Source organism: Neisseria dumasiana (genome assembly GCF_022870885.1).
GTDB classification, from domain to species: Bacteria; Pseudomonadota; Gammaproteobacteria; order Burkholderiales; family Neisseriaceae; genus Neisseria; species Neisseria dumasiana.
Map to the genome: position 1 here is coordinate 613,765 of NZ_CP091509.1, position 17,487 is coordinate 631,251.

Annotated in this window: 20 protein-coding genes; 12 read left to right on the forward strand and 8 right to left on the reverse strand. The window is 53.1% G+C overall.

From position 1 onward, the window contains the following. Positions 1–49 precede the first annotated feature (49 nt). Together LVJ88_RS02770 and LVJ88_RS02775 are read right to left on the reverse strand one after the other, a co-directional pair. Complete coding sequence (locus tag LVJ88_RS02770; RefSeq protein WP_054599323.1) at positions 50–397, reverse strand: hypothetical protein; 348 nt, start codon at positions 395–397, stop codon at positions 50–52. 310 nt (positions 398–707) lie between these two features. Further along, positions 708–899 (reverse strand): zinc-finger domain-containing protein, encoded by a 192-nt coding sequence (locus LVJ88_RS02775; protein WP_054599322.1) that lies wholly within the window; start codon positions 897–899, stop codon positions 708–710. 342 nt (positions 900–1,241) lie between these two features. Between LVJ88_RS02775 and LVJ88_RS02780 the strand changes: the two genes are divergently transcribed. The 3 genes from LVJ88_RS02780 to LVJ88_RS02790 all read left to right on the forward strand — a co-directional run bounded on the left by LVJ88_RS02780 (position 1,242) and on the right by LVJ88_RS02790 (position 3,326). Beyond that, positions 1,242–1,580 (forward strand): LapA family protein, encoded by a 339-nt coding sequence (locus LVJ88_RS02780; RefSeq protein ID WP_085356061.1) that lies wholly within the window; start codon positions 1,242–1,244, stop codon positions 1,578–1,580. A gap of 6 nt (positions 1,581–1,586) precedes the next feature. After that, on the forward strand, positions 1,587–2,756 hold the full coding sequence (gene lapB / locus LVJ88_RS02785) for a lipopolysaccharide assembly protein LapB (protein ID WP_085360073.1): 1,170 nt from the start codon (positions 1,587–1,589) through the stop codon (positions 2,754–2,756). A 78-nt stretch (positions 2,757–2,834) separates the two neighbouring features. Then, complete coding sequence (locus LVJ88_RS02790; RefSeq protein WP_085418137.1) at positions 2,835–3,326, forward strand: DMP19 family protein; 492 nt, start codon at positions 2,835–2,837, stop codon at positions 3,324–3,326. Between the two features lie 162 nt (positions 3,327–3,488). On the opposite strand, the gene LVJ88_RS02795 is transcribed toward LVJ88_RS02790, so the two are convergent. The 4 genes from LVJ88_RS02795 to pxpB all read right to left on the reverse strand — a co-directional run bounded on the left by LVJ88_RS02795 (position 3,489) and on the right by pxpB (position 7,231). After that, positions 3,489–4,679: an NRAMP family divalent metal transporter gene (locus LVJ88_RS02795; protein ID WP_085418138.1), complete on the reverse strand. Its 1,191-nt coding sequence runs from the start codon at positions 4,677–4,679 to the stop codon at positions 3,489–3,491. A 248-nt stretch (positions 4,680–4,927) separates the two neighbouring features. Continuing rightward, positions 4,928–5,665: a 5-oxoprolinase subunit PxpA gene (pxpA, locus tag LVJ88_RS02800; protein WP_085418139.1), complete on the reverse strand. Its 738-nt coding sequence runs from the start codon at positions 5,663–5,665 to the stop codon at positions 4,928–4,930. Then, positions 5,655–6,584: a 5-oxoprolinase subunit C family protein gene (locus LVJ88_RS02805; RefSeq protein WP_085418140.1), complete on the reverse strand. Its 930-nt coding sequence runs from the start codon at positions 6,582–6,584 to the stop codon at positions 5,655–5,657. Before LVJ88_RS02805 ends, pxpA begins: the two co-directional genes overlap by 11 nt. Then, entirely contained in the window at positions 6,581–7,231 is a 651-nt protein-coding gene (pxpB, locus tag LVJ88_RS02810; RefSeq protein WP_085418141.1) for a 5-oxoprolinase subunit PxpB, read from the reverse strand. The genes LVJ88_RS02805 and pxpB overlap by 4 nt, the downstream gene beginning before the upstream one ends. Before the next feature lie 191 nt (positions 7,232–7,422). Here pxpB and LVJ88_RS02815 point away from each other — a divergent pair, with 191 nt between their 5' ends. From LVJ88_RS02815 to LVJ88_RS02825, 3 genes are read left to right on the forward strand one after another with little or no spacing between them, the layout of a single operon-like run. Further along, a complete protein-coding gene (locus LVJ88_RS02815) occupies positions 7,423–7,980 on the forward strand; it encodes a cold-shock protein (protein ID WP_085418142.1) in 558 nt (185 codons plus the stop codon). A 26-nt stretch (positions 7,981–8,006) separates the two neighbouring features. Beyond that, positions 8,007–8,660 carry an IS1595 family transposase gene (locus LVJ88_RS02820; protein ID WP_085417784.1) on the forward strand — a complete coding sequence of 218 codons (654 nt, stop codon included), beginning with the start codon at positions 8,007–8,009 and terminating at the stop codon, positions 8,658–8,660. Positions 8,661–8,710: 50 nt separating this feature from the next. After that, complete coding sequence (locus LVJ88_RS02825; protein ID WP_085418143.1) at positions 8,711–8,902, forward strand: hypothetical protein; 192 nt, start codon at positions 8,711–8,713, stop codon at positions 8,900–8,902. A 37-nt stretch (positions 8,903–8,939) separates the two neighbouring features. On the opposite strand, the gene LVJ88_RS02830 is transcribed toward LVJ88_RS02825, so the two are convergent. After that, positions 8,940–9,083 (reverse strand): hypothetical protein, encoded by a 144-nt coding sequence (locus LVJ88_RS02830; RefSeq protein ID WP_158087936.1) that lies wholly within the window; start codon positions 9,081–9,083, stop codon positions 8,940–8,942. Positions 9,084–9,331: 248 nt separating this feature from the next. Here LVJ88_RS02830 and argS point away from each other — a divergent pair, with 248 nt between their 5' ends. The 5 genes from argS to trkA all read left to right on the forward strand — a co-directional run bounded on the left by argS (position 9,332) and on the right by trkA (position 16,666). Further along, entirely contained in the window at positions 9,332–11,053 is a 1,722-nt protein-coding gene (gene argS, locus LVJ88_RS02835; RefSeq protein ID WP_085418144.1) for an arginine--tRNA ligase, read from the forward strand. Between the two features lie 145 nt (positions 11,054–11,198). Next, positions 11,199–12,473: a cell envelope integrity TolA family protein gene (locus LVJ88_RS02840; protein WP_085418145.1), complete on the forward strand. Its 1,275-nt coding sequence runs from the start codon at positions 11,199–11,201 to the stop codon at positions 12,471–12,473. Positions 12,474–12,656: 183 nt separating this feature from the next. After that, complete coding sequence (locus tag LVJ88_RS02845; RefSeq protein ID WP_085418146.1) at positions 12,657–13,259, forward strand: LemA family protein; 603 nt, start codon at positions 12,657–12,659, stop codon at positions 13,257–13,259. Between the two features lie 11 nt (positions 13,260–13,270). Further along, positions 13,271–15,064 carry a M48 family metalloprotease gene (locus LVJ88_RS02850; protein ID WP_085418147.1) on the forward strand — a complete coding sequence of 598 codons (1,794 nt, stop codon included), beginning with the start codon at positions 13,271–13,273 and terminating at the stop codon, positions 15,062–15,064. 198 nt (positions 15,065–15,262) lie between these two features. Beyond that, complete coding sequence (gene trkA / locus LVJ88_RS02855; RefSeq protein ID WP_085418148.1) at positions 15,263–16,666, forward strand: Trk system potassium transporter TrkA; 1,404 nt, start codon at positions 15,263–15,265, stop codon at positions 16,664–16,666. On the opposite strand, the gene LVJ88_RS12530 is transcribed toward trkA, so the two are convergent. Next, positions 16,663–16,788 (reverse strand): hypothetical protein, encoded by a 126-nt coding sequence (locus LVJ88_RS12530; RefSeq protein ID WP_269844468.1) that lies wholly within the window; start codon positions 16,786–16,788, stop codon positions 16,663–16,665. The genes trkA and LVJ88_RS12530 overlap by 4 nt on opposite strands. Before the next feature lie 27 nt (positions 16,789–16,815). On the opposite strand from LVJ88_RS12530, the gene LVJ88_RS02860 reads away from it, so the two are divergent. Next, positions 16,816–17,445, forward strand: coding sequence for a phosphoribosylanthranilate isomerase (locus LVJ88_RS02860; protein WP_085418149.1), 630 nt, complete (start codon positions 16,816–16,818; stop codon positions 17,443–17,445). The last annotated feature ends 42 nt before the right edge of the window (positions 17,446–17,487 follow it).

Genomic DNA, 17,487 nt, shown 5'->3' on the forward strand with positions numbered 1-17,487 from the left:
AGCGGGTTTTGTTGTAAAGAGACGGTTGGCGAGTAAGGTTTTGCGCGGATTAATCCACTTCGCGGTAAACCGTTACCTTGCCTTTGCGTTTCAGCGTGGCGCGGTCTTCCTGAACGTGCCAGCGGGTTGAGGCATTGCTGTATTCCACGCCTTTTGCCCAAGATTGAACCTGTTTGAGGGTTTCCGTGGTGTTGCCTTCGCGCAATTCAACCGTAAGCGGGCTGTGGTTGTTGTAATACACGGCGGTCAGGTGTTTGCCTTTGTAGGATTTATAGTGGATGGTTTGGGATTCGGATTCGGCCACAACGGGCGCGGGGGCGTCGGGGCGCACGGCTTTTTGGGTGCCGCAGGCGGCGCAGCACAACAGGGAAAAAATCAGAAAATAACGTTTAATCATAACTATGCAACCGGTAGAAATAACGGGTGCATTATAAACGAAATGCCTGTCATATTTTCCGGATGTTGCGAAAAAGCCGAATATTATAAAAAGCCGAATATTATGATGTGCAGGCTTAAAAACGGGGTGTTGTTGTGATTGGCGGTAAGCCCGAAACGGCGCGGCAGTCAAAAAGTTAATCTGCGCTACAAACCGTATGGCCAATTCACTGTTGCGGAAGGGGCGAAGCGATGCGGCAGGCGATGCACCCTAAAAAGACGCTTTGTTAAAAAAGCGTCTTTATATCCGGTTCGGGAGGGTGTGTTGCCGGTTAGTGGTGGCCTTTGATTTCGCCTTCCAGCCGGTAAATCGTGCCGCAGTAGGGGCATTCGACGGTGCCGTTAGATTGGATGGGCAGGAACACGCGCGGGTGGCCGTTCCATGTTTCGTTTTTCGGGCCGGAGCAATGCAGGGGCAGGTCGTGGGGCGTGATAACAATAGTAGTAGCGTTTTGGTTGCTCATGGGGTTTCCTTTTTTATCATGGGTGGCTGGCCGCCGCAGTAGCATGGGTTTGGTTTTTACCGCTGTAAACAGGGCGTATGGTACGGCATGCCCGCCTAATTTTAAAGTATCGGCAGCGGATTATCATCAAAACGTGTTAAAACCGTACACAATTGCGGCGGTGCGCAGATGCGCAGATAGGATGCCGGCTGTGAGGCCGTCTGAAAACAAAACGCCAACGGCCGTCGTTTGCTGCTTTCTTTGCTATAAGGGCGGCAAATCGTTTAAACTGTTGCCTCCGCACCGGCCGCTTCAGACGGCCTGCTGTTTTACCTCAAAAATAATCAGAATACGGAGCATGTGATGAAAATCATTTCCGGCATTATTAAAATACTTATTTTATTGGTATTTTTAGTACTCGCTTTAAGCAATACCCAAACCGTTCAGTTTTTCTACCTGCCTGCGCAACCGATCGAGCTGCCTTTGATTGTGGTGCTGTTCGGTGCTTTTGTGATCGGCGCCATATTCGGCCTGTTTGCCCTGTTCGGCCGTTTGATGACTTTGCGCAGCGAAAACAACCGCCTGCGCAGCGAAGTGAAAAAATCCGCCCGCATAACCGAGCAGGATTTGGTTGTGCCCTCGGCGCCCGTATCTCCGGCTGCCCCCGCCGTATCTCCGCTGCCGTCTGAACGCAAGGAATAATCCGGCATGGAAAACGAACTTTGGATTCTGCTGTTGCCGATCATCCTGCTGCCGGTGTTTTTTGCGATGGGCTGGTTTGCGGCACGGGTGGATATGAAAACCGTGCTGAAACAGGCTAAAACCGTGCCGGGCGGTTTTTACAAGAGTTTGGACGCATTGGTCGACCGCAACAGCGGCAAAGCCGCACGCGAGCTGGCGGAGGTGATCGACCAGCAGCCGCAGTCTTACGATTTGAATCTCACTTTGGGCAAACTTTACCGCCAGCGAGGCGAGAACGACAAAGCCATCAGCATGCACCAAGCGCTGCTCGAATCGCCCGATACCGTGGGTGAAAAACGCGAGCGGGTGTTGTTTGAACTGGGGCAGAATTACCAAAGCGCGGGTTTGGTTGACCGTGCCGAACAGATTTTTCTCGGCCTGCAAAACGGCAACATGGCCAAAGAAGCGCGGCAGGTATTGCTGAGTATTTACCAGCAAGACCGCGATTGGGAAAAAGCCATTGAAATGGCGCAGCTGTTAAGCCACGACGAGCAGACTTATCAGTTTGAAATCGCGCAGTTTTATTGCGAGTTGGCTCAAACCGCCCTGTTTAAGTGCGATTCCGATACCGCTTTGCATTACGTTGAAAAAGCACTGGATGCCAATAAAAAATGTACCCGTGCCAATATGATTTTGGGCGACATTGAGCAGAAGCGCGGGCGTTATGAAGCCGCCATCGAAGCCTATACCGCGATTGAGAAGCAAAACCACGCTTATTTGAGCATGGTGGGCGAGCGGCTCTACGATGCTTATGATGCGCTCGGACGGGCGCAGGAAGGGTTGAACGTGCTGATCGGCTATATGCACACCTTCCCCCAGCTTGATCTGATCAACGTGATTTATGAAAAATCGCTGCTGCTCAACGGCGAAAGCGAAGCCGCGCATACCGCAGTCGAACTGGTGCGCCAAAAGCCCGATTTGAGCGGCGTGTACCGCTTGCTGGGTTTGCAGTTGAGCGAATTGAATCCGGCTTGGAAAGCCGATGCCGATATGATGCGTTCTGTGGTCGGCCGCCAGCTGCAAAAAGCCGTGATGTACCGCTGCCGCAACTGCCATTTCAAATCGCAAGTGTTTTTCTGGCATTGCCCGGCTTGCAACAAGTGGGAAACTTTTACCCCCAACCGTATCGAAGTGTAATTTTCAGACGGCCTCGACAGTATGCAGTCAGGCCGTCTGAATTTTTTATCAGCTTTTTAACGAAATACCGTTCTTGTTATGTCTGAACATATTATCCATCTTGATGATTTGAACCCCGAAGATCCGGCAGGGTTTCTCTATACCTTGTCGGACGCTTACCTTGAATACAGCGAAACGCACGGCATGGAAACGCTGAACGACGAGCAGCACACCTTGTTGGCCTATTGCTATCTCGACAGCCAAGTGCAGGAGGGCGGTTTTCTCCAACTGATTGCAGCAGGTTACGGCGAATATATTTTTATGAACCCGTTGGCCGACAGCCTGCGCCGTTGGCGGATCAAACCGACGCCGAAAATTATCGAAAAAGCCAAAGCCCTGTATGTGGAACACGGCGCGGCTATTGAGCAGATGGCCGACGAAGAAGTGGCGTTGGAAGACATCCGCGCACAGTTCGGCATGTTTGAAGAATTGGACGGCGATTACTACGAAGCCGCCGATGAAGATTTGGCCGCCGCTGCCTTATATGTGTTGGCGAACCGCGATAAGTTTATGGTAATCGGGCGGGAATGATGCCGTCTGAAAAATTAATGGTGATGTTGTGAGGCAGTTAAACAGCAGCTTTGCGCTGTGAGTTTGTATTGCTGTTGAGTTTGTTTTTCCCCAAACTTCAAGGCCGTCTGAAAATTTCTTTTCAGACGGCCTGTTCATATACGCGGCTTGAGGAGATGGTTTTTAACCTGCCAGCGAGCCGATGTATTTGATTAAAGTCATGCCGCTTAATACCGCCATGGCGATTACCACAATCAAACCGCACACCGTCATCCATTTCGGGTGTTTGTAGTCGCCGACAATATCGGAACGGTATGCGGCCAGCAGAATCAGGCCTAGGGAAATCGGCAGAATCAAGCCGTTGAGGGTGCCGACGAACACCAACACTTGGGCGGGGCGGCCGATTGTTGCCAGCACCAGCGTTGAAACCAGAATAAAGCCGATAATCCAAGCATTGCGGTTTTTTTCGATACGCGGGCTGAAGCCTGAAATAAACGATACCGAAGTATAGGCTGCACCGATAACGGAAGTTATCGAGGCCGCCCAAATCACCACGCCGAAAATCAGCAGCCCGGCATGGCCGGCAACATGTTCAAACGGTGTGGCGGCGGGGTTTTTCGGGTCTAACGTTACGCCTTGGGATACCACGCCCAACACGGCGAGAAACAGGATAACCCGCATCACGGAAGCGATCAGAATGGCCGAAACCGAGCTGCGGTTGACTTCGGGTAATGACGATTTGCCTTTAATGCCGGCATCGAGCAAACGGTGTGCGCCCGCAAAAGTGATGTAGCCGCCCACCGTGCCGCCCACTAAGGTAACAATTGCCACCGCATCCAGTTTTACCGGCACAAAAGTACGCAGTGCCGCTTCGCCCAAAGGCGGCGATGCCCGCCATGCCACATAAAGCGTGAGAGCGATCATGATGAAGCCCATCACTTGGGCGAATCTGTCCATCGCTTTTCCCGCCTCCCTAAACAGAAAAATGCCGATGGCCACCGCGCCGCTGATAATCGCACCCATTTCGGGCGATAGGCCGGTGAGAATATTGATGCCCAAACCTGCACCGCCGACGTTGCCGATGTTGAAAGCCAATCCGCCCATCACGATCAGCAGAGCCAAAAAATAGCCCGCACCGGGAAAAACACGGTTGGCAATGTCTTGGGCGCGTTGTTCGGATACGGCGATGATGCGCCAAATATTGAGCTGCGCGCCGATGTCGAGCAGTATCGACACCAAAATCACAAAGCCGAAACTGGCAAGCAGGCTTTGCGTAAACGTGGCCGTTTGGGTAAGAAAGCCCGGCCCCACAGCCGAGGTGGCCATCAAGAAAGCCGCGCCGATAAGGGTGTTGCGGCGGTTGTTGTTTGACATAGAGTTCTCCTGTTGTTGTTATATTTCCGCACCATTGCTGCGGGGTGCTTGCGGCAATGTATGCGGTTAATGCTTTTATGGTTGGGATGTTTTGCGTTTGAAGTGCTGTTCGGTTTGATGGTGTGTATGGTGCGCAAACAACTTGCGGTGTTGTGCGCACTTTTTTGTTATGAATTGTCAAAAAAATGCAAGATACTTTAGCAAGACAGCAGATATTGTTATTAGTTCACTATCGGTATGGATTGTTTTCAGACGGCCTGTATGCCGATGCGGTTTGCTGTTAAGGCTTGGGTGATTTTGTCGGCAAACTCGAGCGCATGGGCGCCGTCTCCGTGCAGGCAGATGCTGTCGGCGCGCACTTTAACCGTGCTGCCGTCCACCGCCGTTACCGTGCCTTCTTTAACCATTTGCAATACTTGGGCGATGGCTTCTTCGTCGCTGTCCACTTGGGCGTCGGGGCGTGTGCGCGGCACGAGCTTGCCGTCGGGCAGGTAGCGGCGGTCGGCAAATACTTCCGAAATCACTTCCAAACCGGCGGCTTGCCCGGCTTCGAGCAACAGGCTGCCGGAGAGTGCCATCAGTTTCAGTTCGGGGTTGAAGCGGCGCACGGCGTCGGCCACGATGGCGGCCAGCGCGGCATCGGCGGCAGCTTGGTTATACAAAGCACCGTGCGGTTTGACATAGGCCGTCTGAACGCCTGTCGCATCGCACAAAGCCTGCAATGCACCGAGCTGGTATTGCAGATAGGCGCGCAATTCCTGTTCGGGCAAAGTCATGTTGGTGCGGCCGAAATTTTCGCGGTCGGGATAACCCGGATGCGCACCGATGCGCACGCCGTATTGTTTGGCCCAAGCGATGGCTTTCTGCATTTGAGCCGCATTGCCCGCATGGAGCGCACAAGCAATGTTGGCCGACGAAATGCGCTGCATCAGGGCGTGGTCGTTGCCGCAGCCTTCGGCTAAGTCGGCGTTTAAATCAACGTGCATTTTCCGCAATCCTTTTGATTTGGTTGAGATAAATTTGGTTTTGTTTGAGCAGGTTGGCGGCGTCTTGCATGGAGGCCGTCTGAAAAAAGATTTTGCTGCCGAAGCGGATTTGTGCCAAACGCCCTAAGTCTGCGGCAACGACCGAGGCGATTTTGGGATAGCCGCCGGTGGTTTGTGCGTCGGCCATCAAGATAATCGGTTTGCCGCTCGGCGGTACTTGTATGGTGCCGAATTGGACGGCGTGGGAAAGCATTTCCAGCGGCTCGGCGGTGGTAAGTTCCGCGCCTTCAAAACGGTAGCCCATACGGTTGCTGTTGCTTTGCAGCGTCCATGCGTTTTGCCACAGCAGCGAGTGTGAATGCCGCGTAAACGCAGCGTATTCGGAAGAAGGAACGGCACGGATGCGGTGCGACGGTGTGGGCGGAGCGATGCCGATGCGTTTGGCTTCGGCACCGCGGATGTTGAGCGGAATGCTGTCGCCTTCCTGAAGCCTGCGGCCTTCGAAACCGCCGAAAGCCGCTCTTAAATCGGTGCTGCGCGAACCCAGCACTTCGGGCACGTTAAAGCCGCCGTATACGCACAAGTAGCCGTACATGCCCTGCACGGCACGCACGAGTTTCAGCGTTTGCCCGCGCCGTGCGGTATAACGCCAATAAGAATAAACCGGTTCGCCGTCGAGTTCGGCTTCGTACACTGCGCCGGTGATGCAGAACGGCGTATCGTGTTCAAAAGAAACGGTCAGCCCGCCGAGCGTGATTTCTACGGCTGCCGCATTTTCGGCATTGCACAGCAGCAGATTGCCCGCGCGCAGCGAAAGCGTATCCATCGCTCCGGCATGGCCGACGCCGAAACGCCGCAAACCGAAGCGGCCCAAGTCTTGAATATGTGCCAAAGCGGGCGCTTGGATAACATGCATCATAGGCAAACCTTTTCGGCAACAAAACGCACCGTGTCTCCCGCCTGAAGCAGGGTGGGCGGGTATGAGGCCGTCTGAAACAAAGATATTTCCGTGCGCCCGATCAGCTGCCAGCCGCCGGGCGAGGCAAAAGGATACACGCCGGTTTGGCTGCCGCCTATGCCCACCGAGCCGGCAGGCACTTCGGTGCGCGGCACGGCGCGGCGCGGTGTGTGCAGATGTTCGGGCAGTCCGCCCAAATAGGGAAAGCCGGGTTGGAAACCCATCATAAACACAGTGTAAACCGGTTCGGTGTGGCGTCGGACGATTTCCTGCGGCGTGGTGCGGTGAAATGCGGCAACTTCATGCAGATCGGCACCGTATTCGCCGCCGTAACAAACGGGGATATCGATGTGGCGGCCTTTTTTCCGGCGGGCGGCGGTTGACTGCCATATCTCAAGCAAGATGTGCGTGCATGCGGTCAGGTCTGCATCGGAGCGGAGAAATACCGTCAGATTGTTCATGCCGGTAACGGCCTCAGCCGTTTCGGGCAGATTTTGCACGGCATCGGCAAATGCCCACAAACGCTGCTGTTTTTCCGGCGCGGCGGGCGGCGGCAGCACGCAAACCAATGCCGATTCGCTGATGGGAGTAATCTCGATGGCAGACATGATTGGATTTGTAGCGTTTTGTTATCTTATGTAGTGATTTTATATTAATCTTTTCAATAAGTTTGTCAAGGCCGTCTGAAAAAACGCCGTTTAAGCCTTACAAACATAAAAAAAAGATGTATTTCGCAACAGTTTCTTTTAAAATATAGCAATTGCATAACCACAAGATTACAAGCTAAAAAAGGGAAAGCATGCGCTATCACGGAACCATTATGCGCTGGGACTACGAGCTCGGCTTCGGATTCATTAAAGAAGAACAAACCAAATCTGAAATCTTTGCCCATATCGGTGAATTTGAAACCGAAAATCCGCCCCCGCGCGACGGCGAAACCGTGTCGTTCGACATCGTCAGCAACAGCCACGGCACGGAAGAAGCCAAAAATATCGAATACACCAACCGCCGCCGCAAGCCCGTTGCGGTGGATATCGAAACAGAAGAAGACTCGCCTAAAAACCTGTCGCTTTGGCTGAAAGGCATGGTGGCTGCTTTGGTGGGCATTCCCCTGTTGGGTGCGGCCGGCTATTACGGCTTGAGCCGTTGGCAGGATTATCAGGCCGAACACCGCGTAACGGGCGTAATGGTCGATCAAGTGGCCGACAAAATGATGGCCGAACGCGAAGCATGGAAAAGGGCGGTGGAATCTCCCGCGCAAAGGAAATCCGCTTCCCCTTTCAAATGCGACGGACGCACACATTGCTCGCAAATGAAATCGTTTGCCGAAGCGCAATATTTCTTGGGGCTGACGTAGATTAGCAGTCATGATAGGCTGCCAAAATGAAGATAACCCACTGTAAGTTAAAGAAGAGTCTGCAAAGAAAACTGCTTGAATATTTTGTATTGGAAGTAACCGCACGTTCTGCTGCCGATATCTTGGGTATTCAGCCCAATACGGCTATTCTCTTCTACCGTAAAATCCGTCTTGTTATCAGCCATCATTTGGCTTTGGAAGCAGATCAGGTTTTTGAGGGCACTATAGAATTGGATGAGAGCTATTTCGGCGGTAAGCGTAAAGGAAAGCGCGGTAGGGGAGCAGCAGGTAAAGTGGTGGTTTTCGGTATCCTTAAACGTGGAGGTAAGGTTTATACGGTTGTAGTGAATAATGCCCGAAAGGAAAGTTTATTTCCTGTTATTACAAGGAAAATTACACCTGATAGCGTAGTTTATACGGACTGCCTGAGCAGTTACGACGTGTTGGATGTCAGCGGTTTTCACCATCACAGGATTAATCACAGCAAAAAGTTTGCCGACCGACACAACCATATCAACGGCATTGAGAATTTTTGGAATCAGGCGAAACGTGTCTTGCGCAAATACAACGGAATTGACCGAAAATCTTTTCCTCTGTTCTTGAAAGAATGTGAGTTTCGTTTTAACTTCGGGACACCAAAGCAGCAGTTAAAAACTTTGCGGCTTTGGTGTGGTGTTTAGGGCTAATCTACTTCAGCCCCTATTTCTTAGAATACTGCCCCAATGTGAAGATGGACGGCGACCGTAACGGCATTCCCTGCGAGGAACAGTTTGCCGACGAAATCAAGCAGGCCGGCATGGATACCGGCAAAAACAATGGCAGCATAGGTTCCAAATTGGCAGGCATGTTCGACGATAAAGACAGCGATAACGAGCGCGGCGGCATTTGGTCGGATAACGACGGCGGCCGCAAGAGAAGATAAAGTCGGCGTATCCGCATGGCCGTCTGAAAGTAACCGTTCAGACGGCCTGACATTTTTGCAAACTCCTTGCAAAGGTCTCTGCCTGTTGCTTTGAAATCGCGTTGCCCTGCATCATCGTGAGATCAATCAACACCACAACACGCCGAATCATCTGCCGAAACAGAAAAAGATTTTTCATCAAGCCGATTTCTTTTAAAATAAGCCCATTCCGAATCAGGCCGTTTCAGACGGCCTTTAAAGCATGTTGTTCGTCGGCATTGCGGCGGTATTTCGGATCAATATCCACAACTATATTTGCCGCGTTTAAAAGCCCCTAGGGATGTCCAATCTCGCAGTGTTTTGTCTTGCCCCTGCGGATTGTTCTAAAAACTGTTCCGCAAGCGACCAATCACATGCTTACACTTAATACATTCAAAACAGAGCATCTACATGAATCTACATCAAACCGTATCCCGCGAAGCGGAACAAGCCTTTGCCGCGGCCGGTATCGCCGGTGCCCCCGTGATTTTACAGCCTGCTAAAAATGCCGATTTCGGCGATTTTCAAATCAACGGCGTGATGGGCGCCGCCAAGCAGGCCAAACAAAAACCGCGCGAGTTGGCGCAAAAAGTGGCCGATGCTTTATCAGGCAGCGACGTGATTGAACGCGCCGAAGTGGCCGGCCCCGGCTTCATCAACCTGCGCATTGCCCCCGCCTTTCTTTCAGACGGCCTGCAAAAAGCCTTGGCCGACACTGCACGTTTGGGTGTACAAGAAGCGGAACGCAAACAAACCGTCGTGATCGATTATTCTTCGCCCAACTTGGCCAAAGAAATGCACGTCGGCCATTTGCGCTCCAGCATCATCGGCGACAGCATCGCCCGCATTCTCGGCTTTTTAGGCCACAAGGTTGTCCGCCAAAACCATGTGGGCGACTGGGGTACGCAGTTCGGCATGTTGGTTGCCTATATGGTGGAACAACAACAAGACAACGCCGAGTTTGAGCTGGCCGATTTGGAACAGTTTTACCGCAATGCCAAAGTACGCTTCGATGAAGACGCCGCGTTTGCCGACACCGCCCGCGAATATGTGGTGAAGCTGCAAGGCGGCGATGAACACGTTTTGGCTCTGTGGAAGCAGTTTGTCGAGATTTCTCTGAAGCACGCGCAGAATGTTTACGACACGCTCGGCTTGCTGCTCACGCCCGACGATGTGGCCGGCGAATCGATATACAACGACGATTTGCAGGCCGTAGTCGATGATTTGAGCGCTAAAGGTTTGGCTGTGGACGACGACGGTGCCAAAGTGGTGTTTTTAGACGAATTTAAAAACCAAGACGGCGATCCGGCTGCCTTTATCGTGCAAAAACAAGGCGGCGGTTTTCTCTATGCCAGCACCGATTTGGCCTGTATGCGTTACCGTGTAGGCACACTTCAAGCCGACCGTTTGCTGTATGTGGTTGACCACCGCCAAAAACTGCATTTCGAGCAGCTGTTTACCACTTCGCGCAAAGCAGGCTATCTGCCCGAAAACGTACAGGCAGAATTTATCGGCTTCGGCACCATGATGGGCAAAGACGGCAAGCCGTTCAAAACCCGTAGCGGCGATACCGTGAAGCTGGTGGATTTGCTCAACGAAGCGGTTGAGCGTGCAACAGAGTTGGTAAAGAGCAAAAATGCCGAATTGGCTGAAAACGAAGCCAAAGCCATCGGCCGTACCGTCGGCATCGGCGCGGTCAAATACGCCGACTTGAGCAAAAACCGCGCCAGCGATTATGTGTTCGATTGGGACAACATGCTCAGTTTCGAAGGCAATACCGCGCCTTACCTGCAATACGCCTACACCCGCGTGCAAAGCGTGTTCCGCAAAGCAGGGGAGTGGGACGAAACCGCCGCGCCGGTGTTGACCGAACCGTTGGAAAAACAGCTTGCCGTTGAATTGCTGAAATTTGAAGACGTGTTGCAGTCTGCCGCCGATACTTCCCACCCGCATTATTTGGCGGGCTATCTCTACCAAGTAGCCACCCTGTTCAGCCGTTTTTATGAAGCCTGCCCGATTCTGAAAGCGCAAGGCGAGGCCCGCAATACCCGGTTGCAGTTGGCCAAATTAACCGGCGCAACCCTGAAACAAGGTTTGGAATTGCTGGGCATTGAAACGCTGGATGTAATGTAATCCGCTCGGGGGTTAAGTTTATTCAAATCAAGAGCCGTTAATATGATAATATAGCGGTCGACATAACTGTCAGAACCCATGCCGGACAAAGCAAAGCTTGTGTCCGGCAAAACTTTTCGATCATAACAATAAGGAAATACCTACCATGAAATCAAACGTTACGCTCACTATCATTGCTGCATGTGTACTCGCGGCTTGCGGAAGCAGCGGCCATAAAGCACCTGTTGCTGTGTCTAAGCCGCAATTGGAGGCTCACGGAGCGAAGAAAGAATCGGCTGACAAATCTCAGGATTTAGACGGGCAAAATTCTTCTAATGAAGGATCTCAACCTAAACAAGAAGCTAAACAAGAACCCGAACAAGAGCCTAAGCAAGAAGCTAAACAGGAGCCTAAGCAAGAAGCTAAACAAGAACCTAAACAGGAATCTAAACAAGAGCCTGAACAGGAGCCTAAGCAAGAGCCTGAACAGGAGCCTAAGCAAGAGCCTAAACAGGAGCCTAAACAGGAGCCTAAGCAAGAGCCTAAACAGGAGCCTAAACAGGAGCCTAAGCAAGAGCCTAAGCAAGAGCCTAAGCAAGAGCCTAAGCAAGAGCCTAAACAGGAGCCTGAACAAGAGCCTAAACAGGAGCCTAAACAGGAGCCTGAACAGGAGTCCAAACAAGAACTTGCGCCTGAATTGCTGAAAACCGACAATTCCGAGCCTCAAGCAGAAGCCCGTCCTTCGGATCAGGAAGTATTCTCCCGTTTAAGCCCATATGCCAAAGGTGGTTTGATAACAGACGGTTTCTTTAAAATGATATTCAATGAAGGCTCGAAAAAAATAGAACTCGACATTATTAAGCCCCATCATTTCACCGGCCAACACCAAATAGAAACATTGCGCGATATCGAAGGGGCATTGGTCGGCTATTATGGTTATGCCCGTGTGGCCGAACAGAGGCTGGACGATAACCGTGAACAGTATGCGGTTGATCACCATTACTTTATGCAATATGCAGATCCGACTTTGATGAAGCGTCCGGTAGGGCTTGAAAACATTACCTACAACGGCAAAATGCTGTATCAATACAAAGCTTACCCTAACAACCCTTCTGAGGCGGATGTCGAGGCCGTGTATTATGGTAAGGATAAAACGTTGAGCATGACCATTACTTCGCGTGAAGACGGTGTGTGGAAGCTGCATCAAGGCAGAACGCCCAAAAGCCCTGCTTTTGTGAATGTGGATGAGCGCGGGAGCGTAGCCGGAAATCTGATGTTTTTGAGTAACGAAAGGACGAAAGTAGTGCCCGACGGGCATTTTATCGGCGGCTTATACGGCAAAAACGGCAGCGTATTAACCGGTTACGTCTATTCTGAAGAGAGAGATAAAGAGTGGCAGGGTGCGGTAGGCGCAACAGCCGTTGCCAAACCTGCGCCTTAAGTTCAGCCTTTTCATGATTAAAGCCGATTATCGGTAGGCTATGGTACAGGCCGTCTGAAATTGTTCAGACGGCCTGTTTATTGATTGGCTTTAAAAGCGGTATGCCGGCAGGATTCTTTCTATCATTGCCTGCAATATCCTGATAATATAAACACATAATATGACAGATAGACGAGGTATGCGATGAGTTGGTTGGTTTTGCTGGTGTTGATAGGCGTGCTGGTGGTGCTGCCGATCGTGATTTACAACCGTTTGGTGCGTGAGCGTAACGAATACCGCAATGCGTTTGCACAAATCCAAGTACAGCTCAAGCGCAGGCATGATTTGATTCCGAATTTGGTGGAAAGCACGCGGGCCTATTTGGAACACGAAAGCCAAACGCTGGAAGCGGTGATTCAGGCGCGCAACCATGCGGCGGGGTTGTTGGAATCGGCTGCCGTCGGCAGGGCAGATGAAAACACGGTGGATATTCTTTCATTGGCGGCGGGCGAGCATCAGTTGAGCGCCGCTTTGCGCCAGTTGAGCGTGACGGTGGAGGCATATCCCGAGTTGCAGGCCAACCGTTCGGTGCAAGCGTTAACCGAAGAGTTGGCCGGTGCGGAAAACCGTGTAGCGTTTGCGCGCCAAGCCTATAACGATGCGGTGCTGGCCTACAATAACGCCCGCGAAACCTTCCCGGCATCGTTGTTGGCCGATTTTTTCGGACACCGGCACAACGCGGCCATGCTGCAATTTGACGACCATGCGGTAATCAGCCGTGTGCCGCAGATTGAATTGCGCCGTTGAGCAGCCTGATTATGCGTTTCCGTCAATATCAGAAAGACGCCCGCCGCATCAGCAGCGGGCTTTTGTGCCTGTATGCTTTGGCCGTGATGTCGGTGGCCGGCTTGACTGCTTATGTTACCGCGCTTATCTGTTCGTTCTACATCGTACCGCCTTCCGAAGGCTCCGGCATCGGGTACAGCAAAACCATTTTTATTGTGGTGTTTGCAGCTATTTCGGCGGTTATCATAGGCGCGGGCTGGGTGCGTTTGCGCCAGCTTTCGGCAGGCGGCCATGTGGTTGCCGAAGCTTTGGGCGGCATGCGGATAACGCGCGGCAAAGCGGGTTTGGCCGAACGGCGTTTGCTGAATGTGGTGGAAGAAATGGCCATTGCTTCGGGCGTGCGTATGCCTAAGGTGTATGTGCTGCCCGATTTGAGCCTGAATGCTTTTGCGGCAGGCATGAGCGAGAATGATGCCGTTATCGGCATCACACGCGGTGCGGTTCAAGGTTTCGACCGCAATGAGCTGCAGGCGGTAGTGGCGCATGAATTCAGCCATATTCTTAACGGCGATATGCGCCGCAATATGCAGTTGTGCGGCTGCCTGTACGGTTTGCAGATGATAACCAGCCTCGGCCATTTTTTTATGCACGGCGATACCGGGTCTTCGTTGCGAAGCGGCGAAAGCCGCGGCCTGCCGACCATGTTTTTGGGTGTAGTGTTGCTGTGTTTGGGCTTTGTGGGTTCGTTGGCCGCAAGCTGGATTCAGGCGGCCATCAGCAGGCAGCGCGAGTTTTTGGCAGACGCTTCCGCCGTTCAGTTTACGCGCCAAAGCGACGGTTTGGCTTCGGCGTTATATAAAGTGGCGGTGGCTTCCCATAGAAGGTTAACGTCGCCTTATGCTGCGGAATATGCCCACTTTATGTTTGAAGGCGTGCATGAGGCCGATATTTTCGACAAACTGGCGGCCACCCACCCCGATATTTATCTGCGCATCGAGCGGCTCAGCCCGTTTAAAGCCCGCCGCTGGAAGAAAGAAATCCGTGAAGCCCAATCGGTACGCACAGATTTTTTCTTCACATCTTCAGCGGCTTATCTTTCAGACGGCCGCAGTGATTTTTCAGCTGCCGAAGCAGAATACCAACAAAAACACCTCAGCCGGCAAACCGCCGAAGCGATTCGCGCTTTTGACCCCGAATCGGCAGGCCGGGCGGATGAGTTGGCGCGTATTGCGCCAAGACATTGGTTGAGCGCGGAAGGCGACGGCGAACGCCTGTTGGTGGTGTTGGCCTGCTTGTTTGCCCCGCAGGCATCGGCTCGTGCGGCTGAACAAGTGTGGGAAACGGCTTTTCCTTTGCGTTTCGCGTTTTACCGACGCTTGAGCCGCCACCCTTTGCCGCAGCCCGTACATCAGGCTCTGTTGGAGCATTTGCTGCCTTCCGCCGCCGCGCTGCCGCCCGATGAGCGCGAGCGTTTGCACGCCGATTTATACGCATTGGTTCAGAACGAAACCTTGTCGCCCGATGCCGCCGTATTGTGGTTGGAAGCTGCTGCATGGTTGGGATGGTTTAAGCCCGTTTCAGACGGCCTCTCGGAAGCGCAAATCCATACCGCCGTTATCCAAGCCGTGCAAGATTGGGCGGCCGAGGCAGGCCGTCTGAACCCTTTCGCCGCGCGAGAACTGCCGCATACCTTGCACCGCATGGCTGCTCTGGAACGCCGTAAGTGGTTGCTTTTGAGCGAAGCGTGCTGCCGGATTTTGGCAGAAGGCGGGCAGGAAGATTGGCGCACGCGGGCACAGGTTGCGGTAAAGCTGTATGGCCGGTGAAGCCTTAACCTGTTCAACGTTCCGTTGCGGCGGTGTTTTCAGTTAAAACGCCTGTGCCGGCGATTTCGGCCGAATGCCCGTGCCGAGGCCGTCTGAAAAGTAAATTCCGCTTTATTGCATCATAAATTTCAGACGGCCTATCGGCTTGCTGCGGCTTTAGTTTAGAATACACACTTTGCTTTAACCGACATCCGCAACGTGAAAATACTCATACTCGGCAGCGGGCAGGTAGGTTCTACCGTTGCCCACAACCTTGCCTCCATACCCGGTAACGACGTCACCATCATCGATATAGACGAAAACGCCCTGCACAATATCGGCAGCCGTTTAGACGTTCAAACCGTGCTCGGCAACGGCGCATCGCCGCTGGTGTTGGAGCGCGCCGGTGCGGCCGATGCCGACCTGATGCTGGCGCTGACCCGCAGCGACGAAACCAATATTGTGGCCTGTAAAATGGCAGCCGGTTTGTTTAACATTCCCGGCCGCATCGCCCGCGTGCGTTCCACCGATTATCTGGAATACCGCGCGCCCGGCAGCAATGAATACGACAACAGCCTTTCGCTGTTCGACATTACCGAATCCATCAGCCCCGAACAGCTGGTTACCGAGCGGTTGGTCGGCCTGATCAGCTACACCAGTGCTTTGCAGGTGCTGCGGTTTGCCAACGACAGAGCACGAATGGTGATTGTGCAGGCGCGTAAAGGCGGGCTGTTGGTCAACAGAGAAATTTCCCAAATCAACAAGCACCTTCCCGAAGGTGTCGACTGCCAAATCTGCGCCATCTACCGCAACAACCATCTGATCGTGCCTTCGGCCAAAACCGTGATTATCGAAGGGGACGAAGTATTCTTTGTGGCCGCCACCGAATACGTGGCCGCCATCATGCGCGAATTGCGCCCGCGCGAGCAGCAAAACCGCCGCATTATGATTGCCGGCGGCGGCAACATCGGTTACCGCTTGGCCAAGCAGCTCGAAAACCAGTACGACATCAAAATCATCGAATTCAACCGGCCGCGCGCCGAATGGTTGGCCGAACATCTCGACAATGCCCTAGTGCTGCAAGGTTCGGCTTCCGACGAAACCCTGCTCGAAGCCGAATATATCGACGAAATCGACGTATTCTGCGCATTGACGAACGACGACGAAAACAACATCATGTCGAGCCTGCTGGCCAAAAATCTCGGTGCCAAGCGCGTGATTTCGATTGTGAACCGCTCCAGCTATGTAGATTTGCTCGAAGGCAACAAAATCGACATCGTCGTGTCGCCGCACCTGATTACCATCGGCTCGATTTTGGCGCACATCCGCCGCGGCGATGTGGTGGCGGTGCATCCGCTGCGGCGCGGCACCGCAGAGGCCATCGAAGTGGTGGTGCACGGCGACAAACACACGTCTGCGCTGGTAGGCCGCCGCGTTTCCGAGATCAAATGGCCGCAAGGTTGCCATTTCGCCGCTCTTGTGCGCGACAACCAAGTGATCATGGGGCATAAAGAAGACGCCGAAATGGCCGACGGCGACCACATCATCTTTTTCGTATCGCGCCGCCGCGTATTGCGCGAACTGGAAAAACTGATTGAAGTAAAAATGGGCTTTTTCGGTTAAACATCAGGGCGCGCCGTTACCGTGTTTTCAGACGGCACGCCCCGAAGCCGCCGCCCGCGCAGGCCGTCTGAAAACACGGCAAACACTTTTTCAGACGGCCTCTGCGCACATAACCGTTTCAACGCTCGACACCATACCGGAAAACCATCATGAACATCCGAGTGAAAATCTGCGGCATCACCCGCCCCGAAGACGCCCTTGCCGCCGCCCGAGCGGGTGCTGATGCGGTCGGTTTGGTGTTTTACGAAAAAAGCAAACGCCGCATTACCGTGGCCCAAGCACAAGAAATCGTGCGCGTGTTGCCGCCGTTTGTGAGCGTAGTGGCTCTGTTTGTGAACGAAGATGCCGCGCGCATCCACGATATTTTGGCGCGGGTGCCGGTGGATGTGATTCAGTTTCACGGCGATGAAGACGATGCCTTTTGCGCTCAGTTCAGACGGCCTTATTTAAAAGCCGTGCGGGTGCGGCATGCAGAAGATATTCAGACGGCCTGTGCGCAGTTTCCCAACGCCCGCGCCTTGCTGTTTGATGCCTACCACCCGACCGAATACGGCGGCACGGGGCAGCAGTTTGATTGGACGCTGCTGCCGGAGCAGTTGGCCAAACCGTGGGTTTTGGCAGGCGGCCTCACGCCGGAGAATGTAGCCGAAGCCGTGCGTCTCAGCGGTGCGGCGGCGGTAGATGTGTCCGGCGGCGTGGAGCGTGAGCCGGGCATTAAAGATGCCGATAAAATGGCATGGTTTGTGAAGAATGCAAAACAGGCGGCCGGAGCCGTCTGAACGCGGCGGTTGGAATCCGTTTATTAAAGTGTTGTATATTTT